Here is a 24321-nt window from a genome sequence, read left to right as displayed (position 1 = left end):
TATCATGTCCGACAACAAAGCAAAGAAGCCTGAGAGCAAATACCCGGTCAATATGACCGAAACCCCATTCCCTATGCGCGGCGACCTGGCCAAGCGCGAACCGGGCTGGGTCAAGCAATGGCAGGACAAGAAGATCTATGAACGCGTGCGCAAGGCTGCCGCCGGCCGCCCGAAGTTCGTGCTGCATGACGGTCCTCCGTACGCCAACGGCGACATCCACATCGGCCACGCCGTCAACAAGATCCTGAAGGACATCGTGGTCAAGTCGCGCACCCTGTCCGGCTTCGACGCGCCTTATGTGCCGGGCTGGGATTGCCACGGCATGCCGATCGAGATCCAGATCGAAAAACTGCACGGCAAAAACCTGCCGACCGCCGACGTGCTGACCAAGGCTCGCGCCTATGCGCACGAGCAGGTCGAGCGCCAGAAGAAGGACTTCATCCGCCTCGGTGTACTGGGTGAATGGGACAATCCTTACCTGACCATGAACTACGGTAACGAGGCCGACGAGCTGCGCGCCCTGGGCAAGCTGCTGGAAAAAGGCTACGTCTATCGCGGCCTGAAGCCGGTCAACTGGTGCTTCGATTGCGGCTCCGCCCTGGCGGAAGCGGAAGTGGAATACCAGAACAAGCGCGACCCGGCGATCGACGTCGGTTTCGCCTTCCACGAACACGACAAGCTGGCAGCAGCCTTCGGCCTGCCTGTCCTGCCGGCCGGCGACGGCTTCGTGGTGATCTGGACCACCACGCCTTGGACCATCCCGTCCAACCAGGCGCTGAACATGCACCACGAGGTGACCTACGCGCTGGTGCAGACCGAACGCGAAGGCAAGCCGCTGCTGCTGATCCTGGCCAAGGACCTGGTGGCATCCTGCCTCGAACGCTATAAACTGGAAGGCAGCATCATTGCCACCGCCACTGGCGACAAGCTGGCCGGCATCGCCTTCAAGCACCCGCTGCACGCTCGCGACGCCTTCTACGACCGCCTGTCGCCGGTGTATATCGCCGACTACGTGACCACTGAAAGCGGCACCGGCGTGGTGCACTCGGCGCCGGCCTACGGCCAGGACGACTTCGTCTCCTGCAAATCGCACGGCATGAAGGATGACGAGATCCTGAAGCCGGTGATGGGCGACGGCAAATACATCCCTTCCCTGCCGCTGTTCGGCGGCATGGGCATCTGGGAAGCCTCCAAGCCGATCTGCGAAGCGCTGCGCGAAGCGGGCGCCCTGTTCGAACTGAAGATGTTCGACCACAGCTACATGCACTGCTGGCGCCACAAGACCCCGATCGTCTACCGCGCCACTTCGCAGTGGTTCGCCGGCATGGACATCCAGCCGCTGGACGGCGGTTCCACCCTGCGCGAAACCGCGCTGGAAGGCATCGAAGCCACTGAATTCTTCCCCGACTGGGGCAAGGCGCGCCTGCACGGCATGATCGCCAACCGTCCTGACTGGACCCTGTCGCGCCAGCGCCAGTGGGGCGTGCCGATGGCCGTCTTCATCCACAAGGAAACCGGCGAGCTGCACCCGCGCACGCCGGAACTGCTGGAGCAGGTGTCCAAGCTGATCGAGCAAGGCGGCATCGACGCCTGGCACGCGCTGGACGCCGCCACCCTGCTGGGAGACGACGCGGCCCACTACGAAAAGAACAAGGACACGCTGGACGTGTGGTTCGACTCCGGCTGCACGCACCAGACCGTGCTGCGCGGCTCGCACCCTGAGCAGTCGCATTTCCCGGCCGACCTGTACCTGGAAGGTTCGGACCAGCACCGCGGCTGGTTCCACTCCTCGCTGCTGACTTCTTCGATGCTGAACGGCCGTCCGCCGTACAAGCAGCTGCTGACCCACGGCTTCGTGGTCGACGGCGAAGGCAAGAAGATGTCCAAGTCGATCGGCAACACCGTCGCACCGCAGAAGGTGTCCGATACCCTGGGCGCCGACATCCTGCGCCTGTGGGTTGCCGCCACCGACTACACTTCAGAGCTGTCGATCTCCGACGAGATCCTGAAGCGCGTGACCGAATCGTATCGCCGCATCCGCAACACCCTGCGCTTCCTGCTGGCCAATACCTCGGACTTCGATCCGAAGGCGAACGCCGTGCCGGTCGCCGAGCTGCTGGAAATCGACCGCTATGCGCTGGCCAATATGGCGGCACTGCAGGCGCAGCTGTCCGCTCACTATGAGCGTTACGAGTTCCACCCAGTCGTGTCCAAGCTGCAGAACTTCTGCTCCGAAGACCTGGGCGGCTTCTACCTGGACATCCTGAAGGACCGCCTGTACACCACCGCCGTGGACTCCAAGGCGCGCCGTTCCGCGCAGACCGCACTGTGGCACATCACCCAGTCGCTGCTGCGCCTGATGGCCCCGATCCTGTGCTTCACCGCCGAAGAGGCGTGGGCATCGTTCGCCGGCGAAGAAAGCTTCAAGGCCAGCGACGAAACCATCTACACCCAGACCTGGTGGCAGCTGCCGGAACTGGCGGATGCAGAAGCCCTGATGGCCAAGTACGCGACCATCATCGCCGTGCGTGCCGACGTCACCAAGCAACTGGAAGAACTGCGGGGCTCCGGCGCGATCGGCTCTTCGCTGCAGGCGGAACTGGAGATCAAGGCGTCCGGCGACAAGTTCAGGGCGCTGTCCTCGCTGGATGACGACCTGAAGTTCATCTTCATCACCTCGCTGGCCAAGGCCATCGAAGTGGCGTCCGAAACGGATGAAGCGGTCAACGTCGCCGCCTCGACCGCGCAGAAGTGCGAGCGCTGCTGGCACTACCGCGCCGACGTAGGCTCGCACGCCGACCACCCGGGCTTGTGCGGCCGTTGCCACTCCAACCTGTTCGGCGCCGGCGAGTCCCGCAAGTTCGCCTGATAAGGCTTTGCCGCCGCGCTGCTGCGCGGCGGCCCTCACCTCGAATCTTCATGGCCACCAAAAAGACCAACACCTTCAGCAGCAAACCCGCCTCCGGCAGCATGGCCCCCTGGCTGGGCATCGCCTTCATCATCATCCTGCTGGACCAGCTTTCAAAGATCACGATCAGCAAGCTGTTCGTGTACGGCGAGGAGAAAGTCGTCACCAGCTTCTTCAACCTGGTCCTGGCCTATAACAAGGGCGCCGCATTCAGCTTCCTGGCCAACGAAGGCGGCTGGCAGCGCCACCTGTTCACCGCGATCGGCGTCTTCGCGGCGCTGTACATCATCTACCTGCTGATGCGCCATAGCGGCCAGCGCATGTTCTGCTGGGCCCTGTCGCTGATCCTGGGCGGCGCTGTCGGCAACGTGATCGACCGCATCTGGCACGGCCACGTGATCGACTTCCTGGATTTCCACTGGAGCGGCTTCGGCCACTTCCCGGCCTTTAACATCGCCGACACCGCCATCTGCATTGGTGCCGCACTGTTCGTACTGGACGAACTGCGCCGCGTGAACAAGTAGGAGCAGTAATATGGAACTGACTGGCAAAAAAATCGTCTTAGGCTTGTCCGGCGGCGTGGCTTGTTACAAAGCCGCCGAACTGTGCCGGGCATTGACCAGGGAAGGGGCTTCGGTGCAGGTCGTGATGACCGACGCCGCCACCCACTTCATCACAGCGGTGACGATGCAGGCGCTGTCCGGCAAGCCGGTGTTCAGCAGCCAGTGGGATCCGCGCGTGAACAACAATATGGCCCACATCGACGTCACCCGCGACGCCGATGCCATCCTGATCGCGCCCTGCTCCGCCGACTTTATTTACAAGCTGGCGCACGGCGTGTGCGACGACCTGCTGTCGACCATGTGCCTGGCCCGTCCGAGCCGCGTGCCGCTGCTGGTTGCCCCCGCCATGAACGTTGAAATGTGGTCCAACCCGGCCACCCAGCGCAATGTGGAGCAGGTGCAGGCGGACGGCATCACCGTCTTCGGCCCGGCGGCCGGCGACCAGGCTTGCGGCGAGGTTGGCCTGGGCCGCATGCTGGAACCGGAACAACTGCTGGCGGAAATGATCGCCGCCTTCCAGCCGAAAGTCCTGGCCGGCAAGCGCATCCTGATTACCGCCGGACCGACTTTCGAAGCCATCGATCCGGTGCGCGGCATTACCAATCTCTCTTCCGGCAAGATGGGCTACGCGGTGGCACGCGCCGCGCGTGAAGCCGGCGCGGAAGTGACCCTGGTGTCCGGCCCGACCGCACTGGCCACGCCGTTCGGCGTCGAGCGCCACGACGTCAAGAGCGCGCAGCAGATGTTCGACGCCGTGATGGACCAGATCGGCGGCCAGCACGTATTCATCTCCGTCGCCGCCGTGGCGGACTGGAAGGTAGTGAATCCGAGCGCGCAGAAGGTCAAGAAAACCGGCGACGGCAGCGTGCCGGAACTGAAGTTCGAACAGAATCCGGACATCCTGGCCAGCGTGGCCACCCGCACCAGCCTGGCCGGCTGGCCTTACTGCGTGGGCTTCGCCGCCGAATCGGAAAACCTGATCGAGTACGGCGCCAGCAAACGCGAACGCAAAGGCATTCCCCTCCTGGTCGGCAACATCGGCCACAACACCTTCGGCCAGGACGACAACACCATCATCCTGTTTGACGAAAACGGACATACCATCCTGCCGCGCGCCGACAAGCTCACGCTGGCGCGCCAACTGATCTCCGAAATCGCCAAACGCATCGACAAGAACTCTCTCTTCCAATGAAAACTGTAGACGTCAAGATCCTCGACCCGCGCATGAAAGAACTGATGCCGGCTTATGCAACGCCTGGTAGCGCGGGCCTCGACCTGCGCGCCTGCATCGACGCACCGCTGGTGATCGAGCCAGGCCAGACCGTGCTGGTGCCGACCGGCCTCGCCATCCACATTGCCGATCCAGGCTACGCCGCCATGATCCTGCCGCGCTCCGGCATGGGCCACAAGAACGGCATTGTTCTGGGGAATCTGGTAGGCTTGATTGACTCCGATTACCAGGGACAATTGATGGTGTCTACCTGGAACCGGGGCTTCAACACGTTTACGCTGAACCCAATGGAGCGCCTGGCGCAATTGATCATCGTGCCCGTGCTGCAGGTTGGCTTCAATGTGGTCGACGACTTCGAAGCCAGCGACCGCGGCGCCGGAGGTTTCGGCAGCACAGGCAAGCACTGAGGAAATATCTATGGCAGTAGAGCAACGCAATCACATCTCTTCGCCGGCGCGCCGGCTGACCTGGCCCGCGATTGCGGCCGCGCTCCTGCTCTCCGCCTGCTCCACCATCCAGCCCGGCAGCGAACCCGCCGCACCGGCGCAGCCGATGCCGCCAAGCGCGCCTGCCGCGCCGGTGGTGACGCCGCAAATGCAGGCCGCACGCGACAACCTGAAAGTGATCGCCGGTCTGCAGGAACGGCTGTACCGCATCGCCGCCCCGCTGTTGATCAATAACGCCGACTTGTGCAAGGCACAGGCGCGCAACCTGCTCGGCTTCACCGCCAAGAACAAGTACTCCTACCCGGGCGAATACGCCGACGCTTCGAGCGCCGTACTCGGTTACGACGACGTGCTGCAAGTGTCCAGCGTACTGGCCGGCAGCGGCGCCGCCAAGGCCGGCCTGCGCAAGGGCGACGACCTGATCGCCGCCGGCGGCAAGCCGCTGCCGAAAGGCCACGATGCCGAAAGCAAGGCCGCTGCCGTCTTTGGTCCATTGACCGCCAACAGCGCCACCTTGAGCATGACCATTGCCCGCAGCGGCAACAACCAGACCCTGAACGTACCGGTGACCCGTGCCTGTGCGTTCCGCGTCGACCTGGGCAACTCCGACAATGTGAACGCCTACAACGATGGCAGCCGCGTCATGCTGACGCGCGGCATGATCAACTTCGCGCAGAGCGATGAAGCGGTGGCTTATGTGATGGCAAAGGAACTGGCGCATAACATCCTGGGCCACGCCGGCACCATGCGCAGCACCGCCACCATGGCCAGCATCATCGACAACCTGGCGGCGGTGCGGCCTGACCTGACCATGCTGGTCGGCACCGCCGGCGTGCGGCCGATGCCGGCCGATTACGACGTGGCTGCCGACAACCTGGCGCTGTACATGCTGGCGCGTGCCGGCTACAACATCGGCAACGCGCATAGCTTCTGGCAACGCCTGTCCGGCCAATATCCTGCGACGGCGCTGAACGGCTACACCGCGATCCATCCGAACGTCACCGCACGCCTGGCCGCGATGGACCGCAGCGTTTCCGAAATCAAGGCCAAGCAGGCCGCCAAGCGCCCGCTGCTGCCATGAAAACGGCGGTCCTGCTGCTCGCCCTGGCGCCTGGCATGGCACTGGCGGGACCCTGGACCACGGTTTCCAAGGACAAGGACAGCACCCTCCTGCTGGACCGCAAGTCCGTGCGCAGCGTTGCGGAAGGGCGCAAGGCCTGGACCATGGAAACCTTCCGCAAGCCGCAGACTGCGCCCGACGCCAAGATGTATCTCTCGGTGCGCTCGCTGCACCTGTATGCCTGCGACGCCGGCACCCGTACCCTGCTCAGCCAGACCTTCCACGCCGATGTCCTGGGCAAGGGTGAGCCGGTCGGCACCTTCAAATACGAAGCCTACGATCCCGAAACGATCGCGCCCGACAGCCCGCCCGACAAGGCCTTGCAGGCCGTCTGCAAAAAGCGCTGACCCTTGCTATAGTGCGGTGCATGGACAGCATCGACCTCGAAGTACTCAAGACTTGCTCAGCATGGCTGGCAGCGGGACACCGCTGTGAACTGGTCACGGTCATCCGCACCTGGGGCTCCAGCCCGCGCCCGGTCGGCGCCACCCTGGCCATCTGCGACGACGGCCGCGTGGTCGGCTCGGTCTCCGGCGGCTGTATCGAGGACGACCTGATCGAGCGCGTACGCAAACAAGGCATTGTGCGCGAAGTGCCCGAGGTGGTCAGCTATGGCATCACCGCCGACGAAGCCCACCGCTTCGGCCTGCCCTGCGGCGGCACCATCGAGCTGGCACTCGAGCCCCTCGGCCCGCACAGCCGCATCGACGAGTTGCTGGGACGTCTGGCCGCGCATGAACTGGTGGCACGCACGCTCAACCTGGGCAACGGTGCCGTCACGCTGGAACGCGCGCGTGCCGGCGCGCAGCTGGAGCACAGCGCCGGGCTGCTGGTCACCCAGCACGGCCCGCGCTGGCGGTTGCTGATCATCGGCGCCGGCCAGTTATCGCGCATGCTGGCGCAGATTGCCACCGCCATGGATTACCACGTCACCGTGTGCGACCCGCGCGAAGAATACCGTGCCGGCTGGGCCCTGCCCGAGGTACCGCTGGTGCACGCCATGCCGGACGACCTGGTCATTGAAATGCAGCTCGACTCCCGCAGCGCGGTGGTGGCATTGACGCACGACCCCAAGCTGGACGACATGGCCCTGATGGAGGCCCTCAAATCCGACGCCTTCTACATCGGCGCCATCGGCTCGCGCGCCAACAATACGAAACGGCGCGAACGGCTGCTGCAATTCGACCTGACGGAACAGCAGATCGCCCGCCTGCACGGCCCGATCGGGCTGTACATCGGCAGCAAGACCCCGCCCGAAATCGCCATTTCCATCCTGGCCGAAATGACAGCGGTCAAGAACGGCGTCCCCGAAGTGCTGCAGATCAACCATGCCGCCGCCCTGGCAACGCCCCCCGGCCCCGCCTGCCCGACATGAATTCAATCGCAAGAAGCAGCTTGCAACAGCCCAGCCCGTGTCCCACCATGGGGTCACACCCGAAATGAGACACGGCCTCAACCGCATGACAGATGAGCACGTGTCCCACTTGGGGTGTGACCCCAAGGTGTGACACGAACTGAACCGTATGAATACTTCGAACCTTCTCAAATTGATCTTGCTGGCTGCCATCTGGGGCGGCTCTTTCCTGTTCATGCGCATTGCGGCGCCGGTGCTGGGGCCGGGTGTGCTGATCGAGTATCGCGTGACGTTTGCGGCTGTCTTCCTGGCAGTGGTGGCGCTGGTGCTGCGCAAACCGCTGGACCTGGGCCGGCACTGGAAGCATTACCTGGTGCTGGGTTTCTTTAACTCTGCCCTGCCCTTCCTGCTGTTCGCCTTTGCGGCAAAGACGCTGACCGCTTCCGTGCTGTCGGTGCTGAATGCGACCGCGCCGATCTGGGGCGCCATCGTCGGCGCCGTGTGGCATCGCCATATGGTTTCCGGGCGCGTGATGCTGGGACTGGTGCTCGGCACGGCGGGCGTGGCGATGCTGGTCGGCTTCGACCACGTCAGCAGCAAGGATGGCGCGGGACTGGCCATCGCGGCCGCCACCCTGGCCGCCTTCAGCTACAGCATCGCCACCACCTATACCAAGGTATCCAAAGCGGCGCAGGGCGTGGAGCCTTTCGCTAACGCCCATGGCAGCATGTGGGCGGCTGCCTTGCTGACTATCCCGTCCCTGGCCATCTTCCCGCAGCCGGGCGAACCGACCATTGGCATCATGGGGGCGGCTTTGGCGCTGGGTGTGCTGTGCAGCGGCATCGCTTACCTGCTGTACTTCGGGCTGGTGCGCGACGTGGGGCCGACTTCGGCCCTGACGGTCACCTTCCTGAACCCCTTGTTCGGCATCCTGTGGGGCGCGCTGTTCCTGCATGAGGTGGTGGGCTGGTACACGGTGGCCGGCGCGGCCATCGTTATCACCGGCACCATGCTGGTTACCGGCTACAAGGTCAAGCTGCCCTGGGCGCAAAAGACCGAGGCCGCATGAAGCATACTTTTTCGCTTGCCCTGCCCACCGCGTACCGGGTGCAGGATGTCCTGGCCTTTCATGGCCGCGATGCCGAAAGCGTCGCGGAACAGGTAAGTGCCGAGGCGATCCGCAAGGGCATGCTGCTGGATGGGGTGCCGGTGATACTGGCCGTCGCGCTGCCGAAGGGGCGCGCACGCTCGGTCGACTGTGAGGCCGAGATCGACCTGCCGCGTGCCCGCAAAGTTCCACCTGCGCTGGCAATGCAAATCGAAGCTGCTGCGCGCAACATCCTGGGCTTGCACATCGACCCGGCACCTTTTGTTGCGTTCGCACGCGAGGACCAGCTGCTCGGCCCCCTGGTTGCGCGCCAACCGGGCCTGCGGATCGTGCAGTCCGCCACCGTGTTCGAAGCCCTGACCTGGGCCATCATCGGCCAGCAAATCAACCTGACCTTCGCGATCGCCCTGCGCCGCACCTTCATCCTGCAGGCCGGCCGCCAGCACAAGGATGGGCTGTGGTGCTATCCGGAGGCGGCCGATGTGGCGAAGCTTGCCGTTGAAGACCTGACAACGCGCAAATTCTCGCGCGCCAAGGCTGAAACCCTGATCCGCTTCGCCCAACTGGTCGCTGCCGGCGAACTCGATATCGAGGAGCGCGCAGACAACCCGATCGCAACCATCTGCCACAACCTGCTGGCGGTCAAAGGCATCGGCCCCTGGACCGTCAACTACGCCCTGTTGCGCGGCTATGGCTTCGCCGACTGCTCGCTGCACGGCGACGTGGCCATTCGCGCAGCGCTGCAACGCTTGCTGGGTGAAGAGAGCAAACCGGACATGGCGCGCACCGAAGCCCTGCTGCAGCGCTACTCACCGCACCGCACGATGGCGGCGGCCCACCTGTGGGCTAGCCTGGCTTTCGAGGCCTGAGCTCAATGGGAATGGAGGGCCTGCCATTGCGCAGCCGTCCAGGACTTGGGGGAAAAGTAGTAGCTGCGTGGCGCCAGGCGGCGCAGCCGCGGTTCGTCGGTCGCGTAGCCGGCAGCCTGGCGGCAATAGGGCTGGGTGAAGCCTTGCCAGCGCAGGCGCTGGCGAAGTTCGTGCTGTTGCTGTCCCATGCGAAATGCCATCGGTACCACTTCGTCGGCCATGCCCTCAACCAGCCAGGCATCGTCCAGGCACCAGGAGGCCAGCGCCGTCACCGACAACGCCGTTTCGGGCGGCAACACGCGGCGGATGGCTGCGACAGTGCGCGCCAGGAAGGGGCGTTGCGAGCGACGCACTTCAAAATCGAGTTGCACTACCTGCCGGTTGGCGCCCGGTGCAATGCGCAGCAGCTCCTTCACGATGGCCTGCATCTGCGCCTCGTTCAACGCCGGCGCCTCGCGCCATGACAGGTCGACGTGCAGTACCGGCACGCGTGCGGTTTCGGGTTCCACCTGGAGGCGGGCCGTGCGCGGGCGCAACAGCGCTTCCTCGCCTTGCAGCATGATGCTGGACGCCACGAACGCCACCCCGGCGTCGCCCGGCAGCCAGCGCAGATCTTCCGGCCGTTCCCAGGCCCAGGCCATTTTCAGCGGCAGCAGGGCCAGTGCCGGATGCGCATTCGGCAGGCGGCTGCTGTCGGCGCGGACCAGCAGCAAGAGGGCGACAAGTATAAGCAGGCGTTGCATGTCCAACATCTTAAAGGATGGATCGCTTACCATCACGTTTTTGCACGCAGCGCTTGACCCTCACCTTACGTCAGGCTCCAGCATGTAGCCAACGTAACGAAAAGAAGGAGCTCGGCATGATGTTGAAAGTAGGTGAATTGGCGCGCCGTTCAGGCCTGACTGTGCGCACCCTGCACCATTACGACAGCATCGGCTTGCTCAAGCCTTCGGGACGTTCCGATGCCGGCTACCGCCTGTATAACCGCGACGACGTGGCACGCCTGCACCAGGTGCAGGCGCTGCGCCGTTTCGGCATGGCGCTGGCCGATATCGGTCAATTCCTGGCCAAGCCCGGCACTTCCCTGCCCGACCTGATTGCCCGCCAGATCGACTCGCTCGATCGGCAAATCGCCGAAGCCGCCAAGCTGCGCGAGCAGCTCACGGCCCTGCGCGGACAACTGCTGGCAGGCGAGGAACCGGAATTGGCTACCTGGCTAACCACACTGGAGCAAATGACCGTGTACGACAAATACTTTACCAAGGAAGAACTGGCACAACTGCCGATCTACAACGATCCGGCTGCGCCCGAAGAATGGACAACACTGATCGAGGCGGTGGGGCAGAAAATGGCGGCAGGCGTGCCGCCGTCAGATCCATCGGTGCAGGAGCTGGCTGAGAAATGGATGGCAACCTTCAGCCGCCAGGCCGGCCACAGTCTCGACATGATGCAGCGGCTCGACAATATGTGGTCGCGCGAGGACGCGTACCGCAAGCAAAGCGGCGTGACGCTCGAGATGCGCAACTACATTGCGGCGGCCAGCGGCCAAGGCAAGCTGGCGATTTATGCCAAATACATGCGGCCGGAAGAAATGCAGGCCATGCACAGGCACTTCCGCACCCGAGCCCACGAGTGGCCGGCCCTGATCACCGAAATCCGCCAGCAAATGGCCGCCAATCCCTCGCCATTGGCGCCGGCAGCACGCGTCCTGGCCCAACGCTGGTATGAATTGTTCACCGATATGGTCGGCAATGCGCCGGATGTGCGGGAGCGCTTCCGCCAAGCGCTGGAAAATGAGCCGGCCCTGAATGCCGGCCGCATGATGAGCGATGATGTGCTGAATTTCCTGCGCCAGGCACACGCTGCGGGCTAGACAGGCGAAAAAAAACCGTCATCGCTAGCTGCTGATGACGGTTTCTTCTGAATTCTGGTTGCGGGGACAGGATTTGAACCTGTGACCTTCGGGTTATGAGCCCGACGAGCTGCCAGACTGCTCCACCCCGCGTCTGATGCGAGTATTATAGGGCAGCGCGCCGATTTAGGCAATATTTATCCCACTCCTTCTGACGATAGCTCGAATATATTTCACCGCAGCCCGGCAATGGGCCGTTCGGTGTAAAGTAAACCCCATGAAATTTTGCTCAGAATGCGCCCACCCTGTGGAGTTGATGGTGCCGGCCGGTGACAACCGGCCGCGTTATGTTTGCGTCAACTGTTCCGCAATCCATTATCAAAATCCCAAGATGGTGATCGGCACGGTCCCAGTATGGGAGCGCGACGGTGAATTGCAGGTTTTGCTCTGCAAGCGCGCGATCGAGCCGCGCCGCGGGTTCTGGACCCTGCCGGCCGGTTTCATGGAAAACAATGAAACCACGGCCGAAGCGGCCCAGCGCGAAACCGAGGAGGAAGCCGGCGCCAATATCGACCTTGGCAAGCTGTATACCCTGCTCAACGTGCCGCGCGTGCACCAGGTGCATATGTTTTACCTGGCCACCCTGCGCGACCTCGACTTTGCACCGGGCGAAGAGAGCCTGGACGTCCAAATGTTCACGGAAGCGGAAATCCCTTGGGATGACCTGGCCTTCCCGACCATCCGCACCACGCTGGAGTACTTCTTCGCCGACCGCGCCAAACTGCGCGAAGGCGGCAGCTATGGCTTCCACACGCAGGACATTACCCAGCCAATGCGCCAACCGTCCGACACATGATTCCCTGGCTTGACGTCAACACGCCCTTTCCCGACGTCTCCGAAGCCCTGACCACGGACGCGCCGGGCCTGCTGGCTGCCGGCGCTGACTTATCGCCCCAGCGCCTGCTGGCCGCTTATCAGCGCGGCATCTTCCCGTGGTTTTCGGAGGGCCAGCCGATCCTGTGGTGGAGCACCGATCCGCGCATGGTGCTGCGCACCGCCGACTTCAAGATTTCCGACAGCCTGCGTAAAACACTGAAGAAGATTGCGCGCGACGGCGAGCGCTGGGAAGTGCGCTTCGACAGCGCCTTTGAACAGGTGATGCGCGCCTGCGCCGCACCGCGGCGCGACGGTCCCGGCACCTGGATATCGGAGGACATCATCGCCGGCTACAGCGGACTGCACGATCAGGGCTTTGCCCACTCCTCCGAGCTATGGCTGGACGGCGAGCTGGTGGGCGGCGCCTACGGCGTGTCGATCGGCACCATGTTCTATGGCGAGTCGATGTTTGCGCGCGTCACCGATGGTTCCAAGGTGGCGCTGGCCTATCTCGTGCATTTTTTACGACAGCATGGCGTGCAGCTGATCGATTGCCAGCAGGAGACCGGCCACCTGGCTTCACTAGGTGCGCGCCCTATACCGCGCAAGGACTTCATCGCCCACTTGCAGAATTCTATCGTGATGCCTCAGATACGCGATTGGTGCCCTATCGCACCGTTTTAAGCCGCGGACGCGTTATGATATGACTCATGACGCAGCTTAACGACCTTCCCTTCGCAACGTTGCAGTTTTATACAACGGCACCTTATCCGTGCAGCTATCTTGATGCACGACAGGCCCGCTCGCAGGTGGCGACGCCGTCGCACCTGATCAATGCCGACGTGTATTCGGAACTGGTGAAGAACGGCTTCCGCCGCAGCGGCATCTTTACTTATCGTCCATATTGCGATGGATGCCAGGCCTGCATCCCGGTGCGCGTCGTGGCCGCCGGGTTCACGCCGACACGCGGCCAGCGCCGGGCATGGGCGCGCCACGGCAACCTGGAAGCCGGCGTCGCCAGCCTGTCCTTCTCGGACGAACATTACGATCTTTACCTGCGCTACCAAAGCACCCGCCACGCGGGCGGCGGCATGGACCAGGATTCGCGCGACCAGTATGCGCAGTTCCTGCTGCAAAGCCGGGTCAATACGCGCCTGGTGGAATTCCGCGAGCCGGATGGCACGCTGCGCATGGTGTCCATCATCGACGTGCTGTCCGATGGCCTGTCGTCGGTCTACACCTTCTTCGATCCCGACCTGCAGGGTGCTTCCTTCGGCACCTATAACGTGATGTGGCAAATCGCCCAGGCGCACGAACTGGGACTGGAATTCGTCTACCTGGGCTACTGGATCGAAGACAGCCCGAAGATGAACTACAAGATCAAGTTCCAGCCACTGCAGGCGCGCATCAAGGGCGTATGGGGCCCCCTCACTTCTTCATCAGGTCCAGCAGCGCAACCGTAGTGGCCAGCACGCCGGTCCGGATCGACTGCTCCGCATCGGCGCGGAATAGCGGGCTATGGTTGTAGGCGATCGCGGCTTTGCCGGCACGCGCTGCTTCTACCTGCGCAGGCGGCGTGCCGCCTACCATGAAATACACGCTCGGAATACCCTGGCCATAGATGAAATGGGCATAATCCTCGCCCACCATGCTGCCGCGCTGGTAGCCCTTGTCGAAAATCCCGTCACCCAGTTTGTTGGACCAGACGGTGCGCAGGCGCTGCAGCATGGCCTTGTCGTTCAGTGTTGGCGGCACCGGACGGTCGGTGTGGCGAATCTCCGGCAGCTTGTCTTCCGGTATGCCCGCAGCGCGTGCGGTGTTTTCGGCCACGCGCTTGATACCCTCCAGCAGCTTGGCGCGCGTTTCGTCGCTTTCCGAGCGCACCGTCAGCTCCAGGCGTGCCGTGTCGCTGATCACATTGCCTTTGGTGCCGGCATGGAAGGAGCCAACGGTAATCAAGGCCGCTTCGCGCGGCGCGATATCGCGCGTGACGACGGTTTGCAGCGCCAGCACGATCTGCGATGCGATGACCACCGGGTCCTTGCCTGTATGCGGACTGGCGCCGTGCGTGCCAACCCCGTGCACCACGATCTCCATCAGGTCGGCGCCGGAAAATGGCGCTTCGCTGGCCTCGATCTTGCCAGCTTCGATATCGGCGCCCACGTGCAGGGACAGCGCATAGTCAGGCTTGCCGAAACGTTTGTAAATGCCGTCGGCCAGCATGTCGAGCGCGCCGCCGGTGCGTTCCTCGGCTGGCTGGCCGACCAGCATCAGGGTGCCCTTCCATTCGCCCTTGTGAGCTACCATCTGGTGCGCGGTGCCGACCAGGCTGGTCATGTGGACGTCGTGGCCGCAGGCGTGCATGACCGGCACCAGGTTGCCGCTTAAATCCTTGACCTTGACCTTGGAGGCGTTCGGCGCATCCGACTTTTCTTCCACCGGCAGCGCGTCCATGTCGGCGCGCACCATCACGGTCGGGCCTTTGCCGTTGCGCATAATCGCCACCAGGCCGGTCTTGCCGACGCCTTCCGTCACCTCAAAGCCTGCAGCCCGCAGCTCCTTCGCCATGCGCGCCGCCGTCTGCACCTCCATATAAGACAGCTCCGGATTGGCGTGCAAGTGGTTGAACAAGGGCTCCAGGCTGGCTTTGTAATCGCGCGCGATGGCGGCGGAGAGCTGGTTTTCGGCGGCAAAGGCAGGTAGCGAAAGGCAGGCCAGCAAGGCGAGTCCAGGCTTGATCACGGAAGGTCCTCCAGGGGGCGCGGTGTAAAATGCTACAAAAATACACCAAAGCTGCCCACCATGTCCGATAAATTCCTGTACTCCCTCGCCCGCCCTATCCTGTTCTCGATGGACGCGGAATCCGCCCACCATTTCACCCTGCCTGCATTGAAGCGCCTGTCCGCATTGGGCCTGACGCGCGCCATGGTGCGCCGCCCGAAAGACGACCCGCGCACCGTCATGGGCTTGACCTTCCGCAATCCGGTCGGCCTGGCCGCTGGCTTGGACAAGGATGGCGCCTTCATCGATGCGCTGGCGGACCTGGGCTTCGGCTCCATCGAAGTGGGCACCGTGACTCCACGCGCCCAGGCGGGCAACCCGAAACCGCGCATGTTCCGCCTTCCTGCGGCGCACGGCATCATCAACCGCATGGGCTTCAACAATGGCGGCGTCGAAGCCTTCGTGGCCAATGTGCAGTCGTCGCGCTTCTACCAGAACCGCGAGGGCGTGCTGGGCCTGAACATCGGCAAGAACGCCGACACGCCGATCGAACGCGCGGTCGACGATTACCTGCACTGCCTGGACAAGGTCTATCCATACGCCAGCTATGTGACCGTCAACATCTCCTCTCCGAACACCAAGAACCTGCGCCAGCTCCAGGGTGCATCGGAAGTCGATGGACTGCTGTCGCAATTGAAGGAAGCGCAACTGCGCCTGGCCGACCAGCACAAGCGCTACGTGCCGATGACCCTGAAGATCGCACCGGACATGGATGGCGACCAGGTGAAGAACATCGCCGACGCCCTGCTGCGCCACAAGATCGACGGCGTGATCGCCACCAACACCACCCTGAGCCGCAGCGCGGTCGAAGGCATGCAGCATGGCGCGGAAGCGGGCGGCCTGTCCGGTGCACCGGTGTTTGAGCTGTCCAACAATGTGATCCGCCTGCTGAAAGCGGAACTGGGCGACGCGCTGCCGATCATCGGCGTCGGCGGCATCATGCAGGGCAAGGACGCCAAGGCCAAGATCGAAGCCGGCGCGCAGCTGGTGCAGCTCTACTCCGGCCTGATTTACGCCGGCCCGGCGCTGGTGCGCGATTGCGCCGACGCGCTGCGGGGCTGAGCATGCAGAAAATCACCCTCGGCCGCAGCGACCTGAAGGTCAGCAAAATCTGCCTCGGCACGATGACCTTCGGCCAGCAGAATACCGAAGCGGATGCGCACGCCCAGCTCGATTATGCGCTGGAACGCGGCATCAATTTCATCGATACGGCGGAGCTGTATCCGGTGATGCCGTCCGCTGCGACCCAGGGTGACACCGAGCGCTTCATCGGCAGCTGGCTGAAAAAGTCCGGCCGCCGTGCCGACGTGGTGCTGGCGACCAAGGTCGCCGGCCCCAATCCGTACATGCACTGGATCCGCAAGGGCAAGAGCAACCACAACGCGGTCAATATCCGCGCTGCGGTGGAAACCAGCCTGCAGCGCCTGCAAACCGACTACATCGACCTTTATCAGTTGCACTGGCCAAGCCGCAATGTGCCGATCTTCGGCGCCAGCCAGTTCGATCCCGAAAAGGAACGCCACAGCATCGCCGTCGAAGAAACGCTGGCCGTGCTGGGCGGCTTGATCAAGGAAGGCAAGATCCGCCACATCGGCGTATCGAACGAAAGCAGCTGGGGCGTGGCCGAATTCGTCAAGCAAGCCGAGATGAAGGGTTTGCCGCGCATCGCCACCATCCAGAACCTGTACAACCTGACGGCACGTCACTTCGAAACCAGTTTCCTGGACGAGACCTGCTTCCGCGAGCAGGTAAGCCTGATGGCATATAGCCCGCTGGCATTCGGTCAGCTCACGGCCAAGTACCACGACGATCCGAAGGCACATGGCCGCCTGACGATCTTCCCGCCGACCTGGAGCCCGCGCTACCTGCGCCCTGGGGTGCTGGAGGCGGTGGCGCAGTACGCCAAACTTGCGCGCGACAACGGCATGACGCCCACCCAGCTTGCGCTGGCGTGGTGCTATTCGCGCTGGTTCGTCGCCTCCACCATTATCGGTGCCACGACTCTGGCGCAGCTCACAGAAAACATCGATGCCTTCGACGTGCGGCTGTCGCCGGAAGTCATGGCAGCGGTCGACGCAATCCACGCCAAACTGCCCAACCCCGGCCAGTAACCGGCAAGGTCAGGCGCGTGCCTGACCATCAATCCAATTGCCGTGCGGGAATGTTGTTGATACTATTTCCCACTCAGGTTGCCCGCTCCAGCGGGCCATGTCTTTCCTGATTCTTTGCCGCCCCCTCCCCGCGGCCTGGTTAATCCCCTTGATATGAATCCGACATGTGCAAAAACCTGACCATCAGGATGCGGCTGATTGCGGTCCTGACCATGCTTGCCCTTCTCTTGCTGGCGGTTGGCGGCACCGGCCTCGCCAGCCTCGGCAAAACCCACTCTGCGCTGCGCACCGTCTACGAAGAACGCCTCCTGTCGCTAGGTCATCTTGACCACATGATGCGCATCCTGCTGCGAAATCAGCTCGCCATTTACCAGGCCGCGAATTCCGATCCCGCCACATTGCCGGTGGCGATCGAACAGATCGAACGTGATCGCGACTTGGCCAGCAAGCTGTGGCAGGAATACAGCGTGTCATTCATTACCGATGAAGAAAAGGAAATGGCCGAACGCTTCGACGCGGCGCGCAAGCATTTCATGCTCGATGCGCTGGCACCGGCGCTCGTTGCAGGCAAGGCCGGCGATGCCGATGCCATGCGCGCACTGGTGCACGGCCCTGTGGCGCAGATGTTTCCCCGCATTCGGCTAGAAATGGACAAACTCATTGCTTATCAGCTCGATCACGCCAAGGCACAGTACGGGCTCTCGGAAAAAAGCTACGCCAGGCTGCATGCGCTTGTGCTTGTGCTGCTGGCAATCGGCGTCATGCTGGCCGCGGGCAGCGGCTGGTGGCTGGTACGCGGCGTCACGCTACCGATGAACCATGCGCTAGGAATTGCGCAAGCGGTGGCGAAAGGCGACCTGTCGCTGCGCATCGATGTCCGCAGCAATGACGAAACGGGCAAACTGCTTGCTGCATTGAAGGACATGAATTCCAGCCTGGCGGCTATGGTCGGCAATGTATTGCATGCAGCCGATACCGTCACCGGCGTATCGTCGCGCATCGCCAGGGGCAGCATGGTCCTGTCCGAGCGCACCGAAGTGCAAGCCGCTTCGCTGGAGGAAATCTCCGCATCGATGGAGGAGCTGGCCGCCACAGTGCGGCGCAATGCAGGGAATGCGTGGCAGGCCAACCAGTTCGCGCAAGGAGCATCGCACGTGGCGACGCGTGGCGGGGCAGCGGTATTCCAGTTGATCGAGAAGATCGGTGCCGTTACCGATTGGTCGCGGAACGGCACGCTTTCGCAAACCCACCTGCAGGACTTGAACGCCTCTGCGGAAGCAGCGCATGCCACGATGAACGAAGTCGTTCAGGCGGTTCACCGCGTCAGCCAAGTCATCAACGAGATCACGGCGGCCAGCCACGAACAGTGCGTCGGCATCGACCAGGTCAACGCGGAGGTGATCCGGATCGATTCGGCAACGCAGCAGAATACCGCGATGGCCGGGCAGGCAGCGGCAGCAGCGGCCCTGATGCAGCAGCAAGCGGCTGAACTGTCCAAAGCAGTCAGCGTTTTCCGGCTGAATGCGAAAACGACAGCGCCCAAGCACCACTCGGCGCAATCGCTAAATACGCCACATACTCACCAAATCTCACTTGCTTAGCGGGAACCTTATTGTTAGCATCGTGGTCCAGGGTGCCGCGTGGCGGCCCTCCAGCCCTGAAATCCCGCCGCCCCGCCCACGCGGCACGATCAACTCCCAAATCCCGAAATTTGCCCGCGCTTGCGCGGGCTGGAGCCGTGCATGCTGAACAACCTGACAATCAAAACCCGCCTGGTAGCGGTCCTGGCAATCCTTTGCGTCACCATGACGATCATCGGTGCGGCCGGCATCACCAGCCTGTCCAACTCCAATGCTTCGCTGCAGACGGTGTACGAAGACCGTCTCGTCGCATTGGGCCAACTGCAGGAAGTAATCCGCACCATCAACCGTAACCAGCTCACGATCGCCAAGGCTGTCAGTGACGATCCCGCCAAGCTCCCGGAAGCCGTCAAGGCGGTGGAGGAAGCGCGGTCCAAAGTAAGCAAGGTATGGCAGGAGTACGCCATGACCAAGCTGACGCCGGAAGAAAAAGTCCTGGTCGAGCGCTTCGTTGCTGCGCGCGCAGCTTTCCTGGACGAAGGCTTGAATCCGGCGCTGGATGCCGCCCGCTCCGCCAACGTGGAAAAAATGAAGGAACTGCTGCACGGCCGCATGAATGAACGCTATCTGGCTGTGCGCGAAATCATGAACGAGTTGATCCAGCTTCAAATGGATGTCGGCAAGCAGGAATACCAGGCCTCGCAATCGAGTTATGCCAGCTTCCGCCTGATCGTTGCAGGATTGCTGGCTGGCGGCCTGGCGTTGGCAGCGGGCATAGGCTGGTGGCTGGTGCGCAGCATTACCGTGCCGCTCAATCGCGCCGTCCGCATTGCGCAAGGCGTTGCGGCGGGCGACTTGACGCAGCAGATCGAGTCCGGCTCGCAGGACGAAACCGGGAAGCTGCTGTCCGCCCTGCGCGAGATGAATAACAGCCTGGCAGGCATCGTCGGCGATGTGCGCCACGCAACCGACTCCATTGCCACGGCGTCCTCCGAGATCGCGAGCGGCAACCTGGATTTGTCTTCGCGCACCGAGCAGCAAGCCAGCTCGCTGGAGGAGACCGCGTCGTCGATGGAAGAACTGACGTCGACCGTACGCCAGAATGCCGACAATGCCAAACAGGCCAACCAGTTGGCCGGCAACGCGTCGGCAGTGGCACGGCGCGGCGGCGATGTGGTAACGCAGGTGGTCGACAAGATGAGCGCCATCAATGAATCCGCTTACAAGATCGTGGAAATCATTGCGGTGATCGACGGCATTGCGTTCCAGACCAATATCCTGGCGCTGAACGCCGCAGTGGAAGCGGCGCGCGCCGGCGAACAGGGCCGAGGCTTCGCCGTCGTCGCTTCGGAAGTACGCAACCTTGCGCAGCGCGCCGCCGGTGCGGCCAAGGAGATCAAGCAGTTGATCGACAGCTCGGTAGCGCAAGTGGAAGAAGGCAGCCGCCTGGTCGACCAAGCCGGGAGCACCATGCGCGATGTCGTCAACAGCGTCCAGCAAGTGACGGATATCATCGCCGAAATCTCCGCAGCCAGCGGCGAACAGAGTTCGGGCATTGAACAGATCAATGAAGCCGTGGTACAGATGGATAACGTGACGCAGCAGAACGCGGCGCTGGTGGAGCAGGCAGCGGCCGCGGCAGGCGCCCTGCAGGAGCAGGCGGCGTCGCTGTCGCAAGCTGTCAGCGTGTTCCGTCTTTCGGCGCCGGAAGAGGCGCTTCAGGCCACCGTTACCCGGCTCAAGCCGCGCAGCGCGTCAAGCGCCGCGACGGGTGGCAAGAATTTTAAGCTTGCTTAGGCAGCTTCCCCGCCCTGCAAGGCCTGCTCGACTTCGGCTCGCGTCAAGTCAGGAGCAAACTGCGCAATGAACTCGTAGGCGTACGAGCGCAGGTACGCTCCTCTGCGCAATGCCAGTCTTGTTGTATTTGCTGCGAACAGGTGCGAGGCTTCGATGGCGCGCAAGCCCTTGTCGCGGCCATGGTCGAAGGCCATCGACGCCACCAGGCCAACGCCCAGGCCCAGTGTCACGTACTGCTTGATGACGTCCGAATCCATTGCGGTCAGCACGATGTCGGGGCGCACGCCGGCCTTGTCGAAGGCGGCGTCGATGTGGCCACGGCCGGTAAAGCCGACGTCGTAAGTGATCAGCGGGTATTCGGCCAGGTCTTCCAGGCGGATCGGGGAACGCGTCAGCAACGGGTGACCATCCGGCACCACCACCAGGTGGCTCCAGCGGTAGCACGGGAACGACACCAGGTCGGGGAATTGCGACAGGCCTTCGGTGGCGATGCCGATATCGGCCTTGCCCGACAGGACCCATTCCGCGATATGGTCAGGGGCGCTTTGCTGCAAGGCGATGCGCACATCCGGGAACTCATTGCGGAAATGCGAAACCGCCTTCGGCAGCGCATAGCGCGCCTGGGTGTGAGTCGCCGCGATGGTCAGCGTGCCGCTTTTCTGGCCGGTGAACTCCAGGCTGGCCTGCTGCAGGTTTTCCGCTTCCACCAGCAAGCGGTCGACGATCTTCAGGATGCCCTTGCCAGGCTCGGTCAGGCCGGTCAGGCGTTTGCCGTTGCGCTCGAAAATGATGACGCCCAGTTCGTCTTCCAGTTCGCGGATCTGGCGGCTCACACCCGGCTGCGAGGTAAACAGCGCATTCGCCACTTCGGTCAGGTTGTAGTTGCGGCGCGCGGCTTCGCGCACGGAGCGCAGTTGTTGGAAGTTCATGCGTGTGCCCCTTCATCGACGAAGACGCGCAGGCGCTTGGGACGCACCACCAGCGTTTCGCCGTCTTGCAGGTTAAGTTGGATATAGCGTTCGTTGGAAATCGTGGCCTCGATGATCTGGGCGTTGTCGGTGCGTTCCAGGTCGAGCTGGGCCAACGGACCGATCGCGTGCGCGCGGCGCAGCTTGACCACGATGCCTTCCGCTCCCTGTACGTAGCGCTCGACTTCCAGATCGTGCGGGCGGATATAGGCCGTGCCCTTGCCGCTGCCATGGCCTGCCACATCGAATTCAACGCCGTCGCTGGCCAGCACGCCTTCATGCACGCGGCCGTGGAACACGTTGACGTTGCCGAGGAAGCCGTACACGAACGGCGAGGCAGGATGGTTGTACACCTCGTCCGGCGAACCGAGTTGCTCGACGTGGCCTTTGTTCATCAGCACCACGCGATCGGCCACTTCCAGTGCTTCTTCCTGGTCATGGGTCACGAAGATAGAGGTCACGTGCAGTTCGTCGTGCAGGCGGCGCAGCCAGCGGCGCAGTTCCTTGCGCACCTTGGCGTCCAGCGCGCCGAACGGTTCGTCCAGCAGCAGCACGCGCGGTTCAACGGCCAGCGCGCGCGCCAGGGCGATACGCTGGCGTTGGCCGCCGGACAGCTGCGGCGGGTAGCGGTCGGCCAGCCAGTCCAGCTGCACCAGTTCCAGCAGTTCCTTCACCTTGCGGCGGATCTGGTCTTCCGACGGGCGCTCCTTGCGCGGCTTGACGCGCAGGCCGAAGGCCACGTTCTCGAACACGGTCATATGCTTGAACAGCGCGTAGTGCTGGAACACGAAGCCGACCTGGCGTTCGCGCACGTGGCGATCGGAGGCATCCTGGCCATCCAGCAGCACCTGGCCCGAATCAGGGTGTTCCAGGCCGGCGATGCAGCGCAGCAGCGTGGTCTTGCCGCAGCCCGATGGGCCCAGCAGCGCGGTCAGCTCGCCTTGCGGGAAGTCGAGCGATACATTGTCCAGGGCGACGAAGTCGCCGAAACGCTTGTTGATGTTCTTGACTGCGATCGTCATCTCAATGCTCCTTGGCGTCGTCGCCGTAGTTTTCGTGCAGGCGCCATTCGATAAAGGTTTTCACTGCCAGGGTCACCAGCGCCAGCAAGGCCAGCAGCGAGGCCACGGCAAAGGCGGCGGCAAAGTTGTATTCGTTGTAGAGGATTTCGACCTGCAACGGCATGGTGTTGGTCTCGCCGCGGATATGGCCGGACACCACCGACACCGCGCCGAACTCGCCCATGGCGCGGGCGTTACACAGGATCACGCCATACAGCAGGCCCCATTTGATGTTCGGCAGCGTCACGCGGAAGAAGGTTTGCCAGCCGTTCGCGCCCAGCACCACGGCCGCTTCCTCTTCCTCGCTGCCTTGCGACTGCATCAGCGGAATCAGTTCACGCGCCACGAACGGGAAGGTAATGAACACGGTGGCCAGCACAATGCCCGGCACGGCAAACAGGATCTTGATGTCGTGCTCCGCCAGCCACGGGCCGAACCAGCCCTGGGCACCGAACAGCAGCACGTAGATCAGGCCCGAGATCACCGGCGACACCGAGAACGGCAGATCGATCAGCGTCAGCAACAGGCTCTTGCCGCGGAACTCGAACTTGGTGATGGCCCAGGAGGCAGCCACGCCAAACACCAGGTTGAACGGCACCGCGACGGCAGCGGTCAGCAGCGTGAGCTTGATGGCGGCAATCGAATCCTCTTCCACGATGGCGTTGGCATACACGTCCCAACCCTTCTTCAGCGCTTCGGTGAACACGGCCACCAGCGGCACGAACAGGAACAAGGTCAGGAAGGTCAGTGCCACCGTGATCAGGACATAGCGCACCCAGCGCGGTTCCAGCCCTTCATGGCGCTGCGGCAGTTCGCCGCGGCGGATTGGAGTCGCAGAACCGCTCATTTCGCATTCCTCCCACGCGACCAGGCCTGCAGCAGGTTAATTGCCAGCAGCATCAGAAACGAAGACACCAGCATGACCACCGCGATGGCGGTGGCGCCGGCATAGTCGTATTGTTCCAGCTTGGTGATGATGAACAGCGGCGTAATTTCGGAGACCAGCGGCATATTGCCGGCGATGAAAATCACCGAACCGAATTCGCCGGTGGCGCGCGCAAAGGCCAGCGCAAAACCGGTCAGCAGCGATGGCAAGATGGTCGGGAATACCACGCGGCGGAAGGTCTGGAAGGCAGAGGCGCCGAGGCTGGCGGCGGCTTCTTCCAGTTCACGCTCGGCGTCTTCCAGCACCGGCTGCACGGTACGCACCACAAAAGGCAGCCCGATGAAGGTCAGCGCCACCACCACGCCCAGCGGGGTGAAGGCGACCTTGATGCCAAGCACGCCTTCAATAAAGCGGCCGAACCAGCCGTTGGAGGAATACAGGGCGGTCAGGGTGATGCCGGCGACGGCGGTCGGCAGTGCGAACGGCAGGTCGACCAGCGCGTCGACGATGCGCTTGCCCGGGAATTTGTAACGCACCAGCACCCAGGCCACGATGCCGCCGAAGAAGACGTTGAATACGGCGCCGATGAAGGAGGCGCCGAAGGTCAGCTTGTAGGAGGCGATCACGCGCTCCGAGGTGACGGCGCTCCAGAAGCCTTCCCAGGTCATGGTAAAGGTCTTGAGAAAAATCGCCGACAGCGGGATCAGGACGATCAGGGTCAGGTACAGGATGGTGAAACCAAGCGACAGGTTAAAGCCGGGCATCACGCGGTATGGCGCTTTGCGGGCCTTGACCTCTCCTCCCGGCGCT

The 24321-nt window shown here is 63.1% G+C and carries 23 protein-coding genes and 1 tRNA gene; 17 read left to right on the top strand and 7 right to left on the bottom strand.

The features are described from left to right. Positions 1-4 precede the first annotated feature (4 nt). From ileS to ACQ4MM_RS19620, 9 genes are all read left to right on the top strand, one after another. Positions 5-2869, top strand: a complete 2865-nt coding sequence (gene ileS / locus ACQ4MM_RS19660; protein WP_431478929.1) for an isoleucine--tRNA ligase — start codon at positions 5-7, stop codon at positions 2867-2869. Positions 2870-2919: 50 nt separating this feature from the next. Further along, entirely contained in the window at positions 2920-3432 is a 513-nt protein-coding gene (lspA, locus tag ACQ4MM_RS19655) for a signal peptidase II (protein ID WP_431478928.1), read from the top strand. Between the two features lie 10 nt (positions 3433-3442). Beyond that, positions 3443-4663 carry a bifunctional phosphopantothenoylcysteine decarboxylase/phosphopantothenate--cysteine ligase CoaBC gene (gene coaBC / locus ACQ4MM_RS19650; protein ID WP_431478927.1) on the top strand — a complete coding sequence of 407 codons (1221 nt, stop codon included), beginning with the start codon at positions 3443-3445 and terminating at the stop codon, positions 4661-4663. Beyond that, positions 4660-5109 carry a dUTP diphosphatase gene (gene dut / locus ACQ4MM_RS19645; protein WP_431478926.1) on the top strand — a complete coding sequence of 150 codons (450 nt, stop codon included), beginning with the start codon at positions 4660-4662 and terminating at the stop codon, positions 5107-5109. The genes coaBC and dut overlap by 4 nt, the downstream gene beginning before the upstream one ends. A 10-nt stretch (positions 5110-5119) precedes the next feature. Beyond that, entirely contained in the window at positions 5120-6229 is a 1110-nt protein-coding gene (locus ACQ4MM_RS19640; protein WP_431478925.1) for a M48 family metalloprotease, read from the top strand. Further along, on the top strand, positions 6226-6615 hold the full coding sequence (locus ACQ4MM_RS19635; RefSeq protein WP_431478924.1) for a surface-adhesin E family protein: 390 nt from the start codon (positions 6226-6228) through the stop codon (positions 6613-6615). The genes ACQ4MM_RS19640 and ACQ4MM_RS19635 overlap by 4 nt, the downstream gene beginning before the upstream one ends. A 20-nt stretch (positions 6616-6635) precedes the next feature. Next, positions 6636-7643, top strand: coding sequence for an XdhC family protein (locus ACQ4MM_RS19630; RefSeq protein ID WP_431478923.1), 1008 nt, complete (start codon positions 6636-6638; stop codon positions 7641-7643). A 148-nt stretch (positions 7644-7791) separates the two neighbouring features. Next, positions 7792-8691, top strand: a complete 900-nt coding sequence (locus tag ACQ4MM_RS19625) for a DMT family transporter (protein WP_431478922.1) — start codon at positions 7792-7794, stop codon at positions 8689-8691. Next, positions 8688-9599, top strand: coding sequence for a DNA-3-methyladenine glycosylase 2 (locus tag ACQ4MM_RS19620; RefSeq protein WP_431478921.1), 912 nt, complete (start codon positions 8688-8690; stop codon positions 9597-9599). The genes ACQ4MM_RS19625 and ACQ4MM_RS19620 overlap by 4 nt, the downstream gene beginning before the upstream one ends. 2 nt (positions 9600-9601) lie before the next feature. On the opposite strand, the gene ACQ4MM_RS19615 is transcribed toward ACQ4MM_RS19620, so the two are convergent. Further along, positions 9602-10342 carry a hypothetical protein gene (locus ACQ4MM_RS19615; RefSeq protein WP_431478920.1) on the bottom strand — a complete coding sequence of 247 codons (741 nt, stop codon included), beginning with the start codon at positions 10340-10342 and terminating at the stop codon, positions 9602-9604. Positions 10343-10458: 116 nt separating this feature from the next. Here ACQ4MM_RS19615 and ACQ4MM_RS19610 point away from each other — a divergent pair, with 116 nt between their 5' ends. Next, positions 10459-11472, top strand: a complete 1014-nt coding sequence (locus tag ACQ4MM_RS19610) for a MerR family transcriptional regulator (RefSeq protein ID WP_431478919.1) — start codon at positions 10459-10461, stop codon at positions 11470-11472. A gap of 55 nt (positions 11473-11527) precedes the next feature. Here the strand turns inward: ACQ4MM_RS19610 and ACQ4MM_RS19605 are convergent. Further along, a tRNA-Met gene (locus tag ACQ4MM_RS19605) sits at positions 11528-11604 on the bottom strand. 124 nt (positions 11605-11728) lie between these two features. Here ACQ4MM_RS19605 and ACQ4MM_RS19600 point away from each other — a divergent pair. From ACQ4MM_RS19600 to ACQ4MM_RS19590, 3 genes are read left to right on the top strand one after another with little or no spacing between them, the layout of a single operon-like run. Next, entirely contained in the window at positions 11729-12307 is a 579-nt protein-coding gene (locus tag ACQ4MM_RS19600; RefSeq protein WP_431478918.1) for an NUDIX hydrolase, read from the top strand. Then, positions 12304-13011, top strand: coding sequence for a leucyl/phenylalanyl-tRNA--protein transferase (aat, locus tag ACQ4MM_RS19595; protein WP_431478917.1), 708 nt, complete (start codon positions 12304-12306; stop codon positions 13009-13011). Before ACQ4MM_RS19600 ends, aat begins: the two co-directional genes overlap by 4 nt. A gap of 26 nt (positions 13012-13037) precedes the next feature. Then, on the top strand, positions 13038-13790 hold the full coding sequence (locus tag ACQ4MM_RS19590; RefSeq protein ID WP_431478916.1) for an arginyltransferase: 753 nt from the start codon (positions 13038-13040) through the stop codon (positions 13788-13790). On the opposite strand, the gene ACQ4MM_RS19585 is transcribed toward ACQ4MM_RS19590, so the two are convergent. Further along, positions 13756-15069, bottom strand: coding sequence for an amidohydrolase (locus ACQ4MM_RS19585; RefSeq protein WP_431478915.1), 1314 nt, complete (start codon positions 15067-15069; stop codon positions 13756-13758). The genes ACQ4MM_RS19590 and ACQ4MM_RS19585 overlap by 35 nt on opposite strands. A gap of 60 nt (positions 15070-15129) precedes the next feature. On the opposite strand from ACQ4MM_RS19585, the gene ACQ4MM_RS19580 reads away from it, so the two are divergent. The 4 genes from ACQ4MM_RS19580 (at position 15130) to ACQ4MM_RS19565 (ending at position 20596) form a co-directional block, all read left to right on the top strand. Further along, positions 15130-16170, top strand: coding sequence for a quinone-dependent dihydroorotate dehydrogenase (locus ACQ4MM_RS19580; protein ID WP_431478914.1), 1041 nt, complete (start codon positions 15130-15132; stop codon positions 16168-16170). A gap of 2 nt (positions 16171-16172) precedes the next feature. Beyond that, positions 16173-17219: an aldo/keto reductase gene (locus ACQ4MM_RS19575; RefSeq protein ID WP_431478913.1), complete on the top strand. Its 1047-nt coding sequence runs from the start codon at positions 16173-16175 to the stop codon at positions 17217-17219. A 164-nt stretch (positions 17220-17383) separates the two neighbouring features. Further along, positions 17384-18820 carry a Tar ligand binding domain-containing protein gene (locus ACQ4MM_RS19570; RefSeq protein WP_431478912.1) on the top strand — a complete coding sequence of 479 codons (1437 nt, stop codon included), beginning with the start codon at positions 17384-17386 and terminating at the stop codon, positions 18818-18820. A gap of 141 nt (positions 18821-18961) precedes the next feature. Beyond that, a complete protein-coding gene (locus ACQ4MM_RS19565) occupies positions 18962-20596 on the top strand; it encodes a methyl-accepting chemotaxis protein (protein ID WP_431478911.1) in 1635 nt (544 codons plus the stop codon). Here the strand turns inward: ACQ4MM_RS19565 and ACQ4MM_RS19560 are convergent. Genes ACQ4MM_RS19560 through cysT form a run of 4 tightly spaced genes read right to left on the bottom strand, consistent with a single transcriptional unit; the run spans position 20593 to position 24275 of the window. Next, positions 20593-21525 carry a CysB family HTH-type transcriptional regulator gene (locus ACQ4MM_RS19560; protein ID WP_431478910.1) on the bottom strand — a complete coding sequence of 311 codons (933 nt, stop codon included), beginning with the start codon at positions 21523-21525 and terminating at the stop codon, positions 20593-20595. The two genes, ACQ4MM_RS19565 and ACQ4MM_RS19560, sit on opposite strands and share 4 nt — an antisense overlap. Then, complete coding sequence (locus ACQ4MM_RS19555; protein WP_431478909.1) at positions 21522-22586, bottom strand: sulfate/molybdate ABC transporter ATP-binding protein; 1065 nt, start codon at positions 22584-22586, stop codon at positions 21522-21524. Before ACQ4MM_RS19555 ends, ACQ4MM_RS19560 begins: the two co-directional genes overlap by 4 nt. A 1-nt stretch (position 22587) precedes the next feature. Then, on the bottom strand, positions 22588-23472 hold the full coding sequence (gene cysW / locus ACQ4MM_RS19550) for a sulfate ABC transporter permease subunit CysW (protein WP_431478908.1): 885 nt from the start codon (positions 23470-23472) through the stop codon (positions 22588-22590). After that, a complete protein-coding gene (cysT, locus tag ACQ4MM_RS19545; RefSeq protein ID WP_431479056.1) occupies positions 23469-24275 on the bottom strand; it encodes a sulfate ABC transporter permease subunit CysT in 807 nt (268 codons plus the stop codon). Before cysT ends, cysW begins: the two co-directional genes overlap by 4 nt. Between the last annotated feature and the right edge of the window lie 46 nt (positions 24276-24321).

This window comes from Massilia eburnea (assembly GCF_050709955.1).
Lineage (GTDB): Bacteria > Pseudomonadota > Gammaproteobacteria > Burkholderiales > Burkholderiaceae_D > Rugamonas > Rugamonas eburnea_A.
The sequence above is the reverse complement of the archived record's forward strand: the minus strand, read 5'-3'. Positions and strand labels throughout refer to the sequence as shown.

What these genes read in the sequence shown, in the direction of transcription:
- ileS (WP_431478929.1), top strand. Translation starts at nt 5, where the DNA reads ATGTCCGACAACAAAGCAAAGAAGCCTGAGAGCAAATACCCGGTCAAT.
- lspA (WP_431478928.1), top strand. Translation starts at nt 2,920, where the DNA reads ATGGCCACCAAAAAGACCAACACCTTCAGCAGCAAACCCGCCTCCGGC.
- coaBC (WP_431478927.1), top strand. Translation starts at nt 3,443, where the DNA reads ATGGAACTGACTGGCAAAAAAATCGTCTTAGGCTTGTCCGGCGGCGTG.
- dut (WP_431478926.1), top strand. Translation starts at nt 4,660, where the DNA reads ATGAAAACTGTAGACGTCAAGATCCTCGACCCGCGCATGAAAGAACTG.
- ACQ4MM_RS19640 (WP_431478925.1), top strand. Translation starts at nt 5,120, where the DNA reads ATGGCAGTAGAGCAACGCAATCACATCTCTTCGCCGGCGCGCCGGCTG.
- ACQ4MM_RS19635 (WP_431478924.1), top strand. Translation starts at nt 6,226, where the DNA reads ATGAAAACGGCGGTCCTGCTGCTCGCCCTGGCGCCTGGCATGGCACTG.
- ACQ4MM_RS19630 (WP_431478923.1), top strand. Translation starts at nt 6,636, where the DNA reads ATGGACAGCATCGACCTCGAAGTACTCAAGACTTGCTCAGCATGGCTG.
- ACQ4MM_RS19625 (WP_431478922.1), top strand. Translation starts at nt 7,792, where the DNA reads ATGAATACTTCGAACCTTCTCAAATTGATCTTGCTGGCTGCCATCTGG.
- ACQ4MM_RS19620 (WP_431478921.1), top strand. Translation starts at nt 8,688, where the DNA reads ATGAAGCATACTTTTTCGCTTGCCCTGCCCACCGCGTACCGGGTGCAG.
- ACQ4MM_RS19615 (WP_431478920.1), bottom strand. Translation starts at nt 10,342, where the DNA reads ATGCAACGCCTGCTTATACTTGTCGCCCTCTTGCTGCTGGTCCGCGCC.
- ACQ4MM_RS19610 (WP_431478919.1), top strand. Translation starts at nt 10,459, where the DNA reads ATGATGTTGAAAGTAGGTGAATTGGCGCGCCGTTCAGGCCTGACTGTG.
- ACQ4MM_RS19600 (WP_431478918.1), top strand. Translation starts at nt 11,729, where the DNA reads ATGAAATTTTGCTCAGAATGCGCCCACCCTGTGGAGTTGATGGTGCCG.
- aat (WP_431478917.1), top strand. Translation starts at nt 12,304, where the DNA reads ATGATTCCCTGGCTTGACGTCAACACGCCCTTTCCCGACGTCTCCGAA.
- ACQ4MM_RS19590 (WP_431478916.1), top strand. Translation starts at nt 13,038, where the DNA reads ATGACGCAGCTTAACGACCTTCCCTTCGCAACGTTGCAGTTTTATACA.
- ACQ4MM_RS19580 (WP_431478914.1), top strand. Translation starts at nt 15,130, where the DNA reads ATGTCCGATAAATTCCTGTACTCCCTCGCCCGCCCTATCCTGTTCTCG.
- ACQ4MM_RS19575 (WP_431478913.1), top strand. Translation starts at nt 16,173, where the DNA reads ATGCAGAAAATCACCCTCGGCCGCAGCGACCTGAAGGTCAGCAAAATC.
- ACQ4MM_RS19570 (WP_431478912.1), top strand. Translation starts at nt 17,384, where the DNA reads ATGTGCAAAAACCTGACCATCAGGATGCGGCTGATTGCGGTCCTGACC.
- ACQ4MM_RS19565 (WP_431478911.1), top strand. Translation starts at nt 18,962, where the DNA reads ATGCTGAACAACCTGACAATCAAAACCCGCCTGGTAGCGGTCCTGGCA.
- ACQ4MM_RS19560 (WP_431478910.1), bottom strand. Translation starts at nt 21,525, where the DNA reads ATGAACTTCCAACAACTGCGCTCCGTGCGCGAAGCCGCGCGCCGCAAC.
- ACQ4MM_RS19555 (WP_431478909.1), bottom strand. Translation starts at nt 22,586, where the DNA reads ATGACGATCGCAGTCAAGAACATCAACAAGCGTTTCGGCGACTTCGTC.
- cysW (WP_431478908.1), bottom strand. Translation starts at nt 23,472, where the DNA reads ATGAGCGGTTCTGCGACTCCAATCCGCCGCGGCGAACTGCCGCAGCGC.
- cysT (WP_431479056.1), bottom strand. Translation starts at nt 24,275, where the DNA reads ATGCCCGGCTTTAACCTGTCGCTTGGTTTCACCATCCTGTACCTGACC.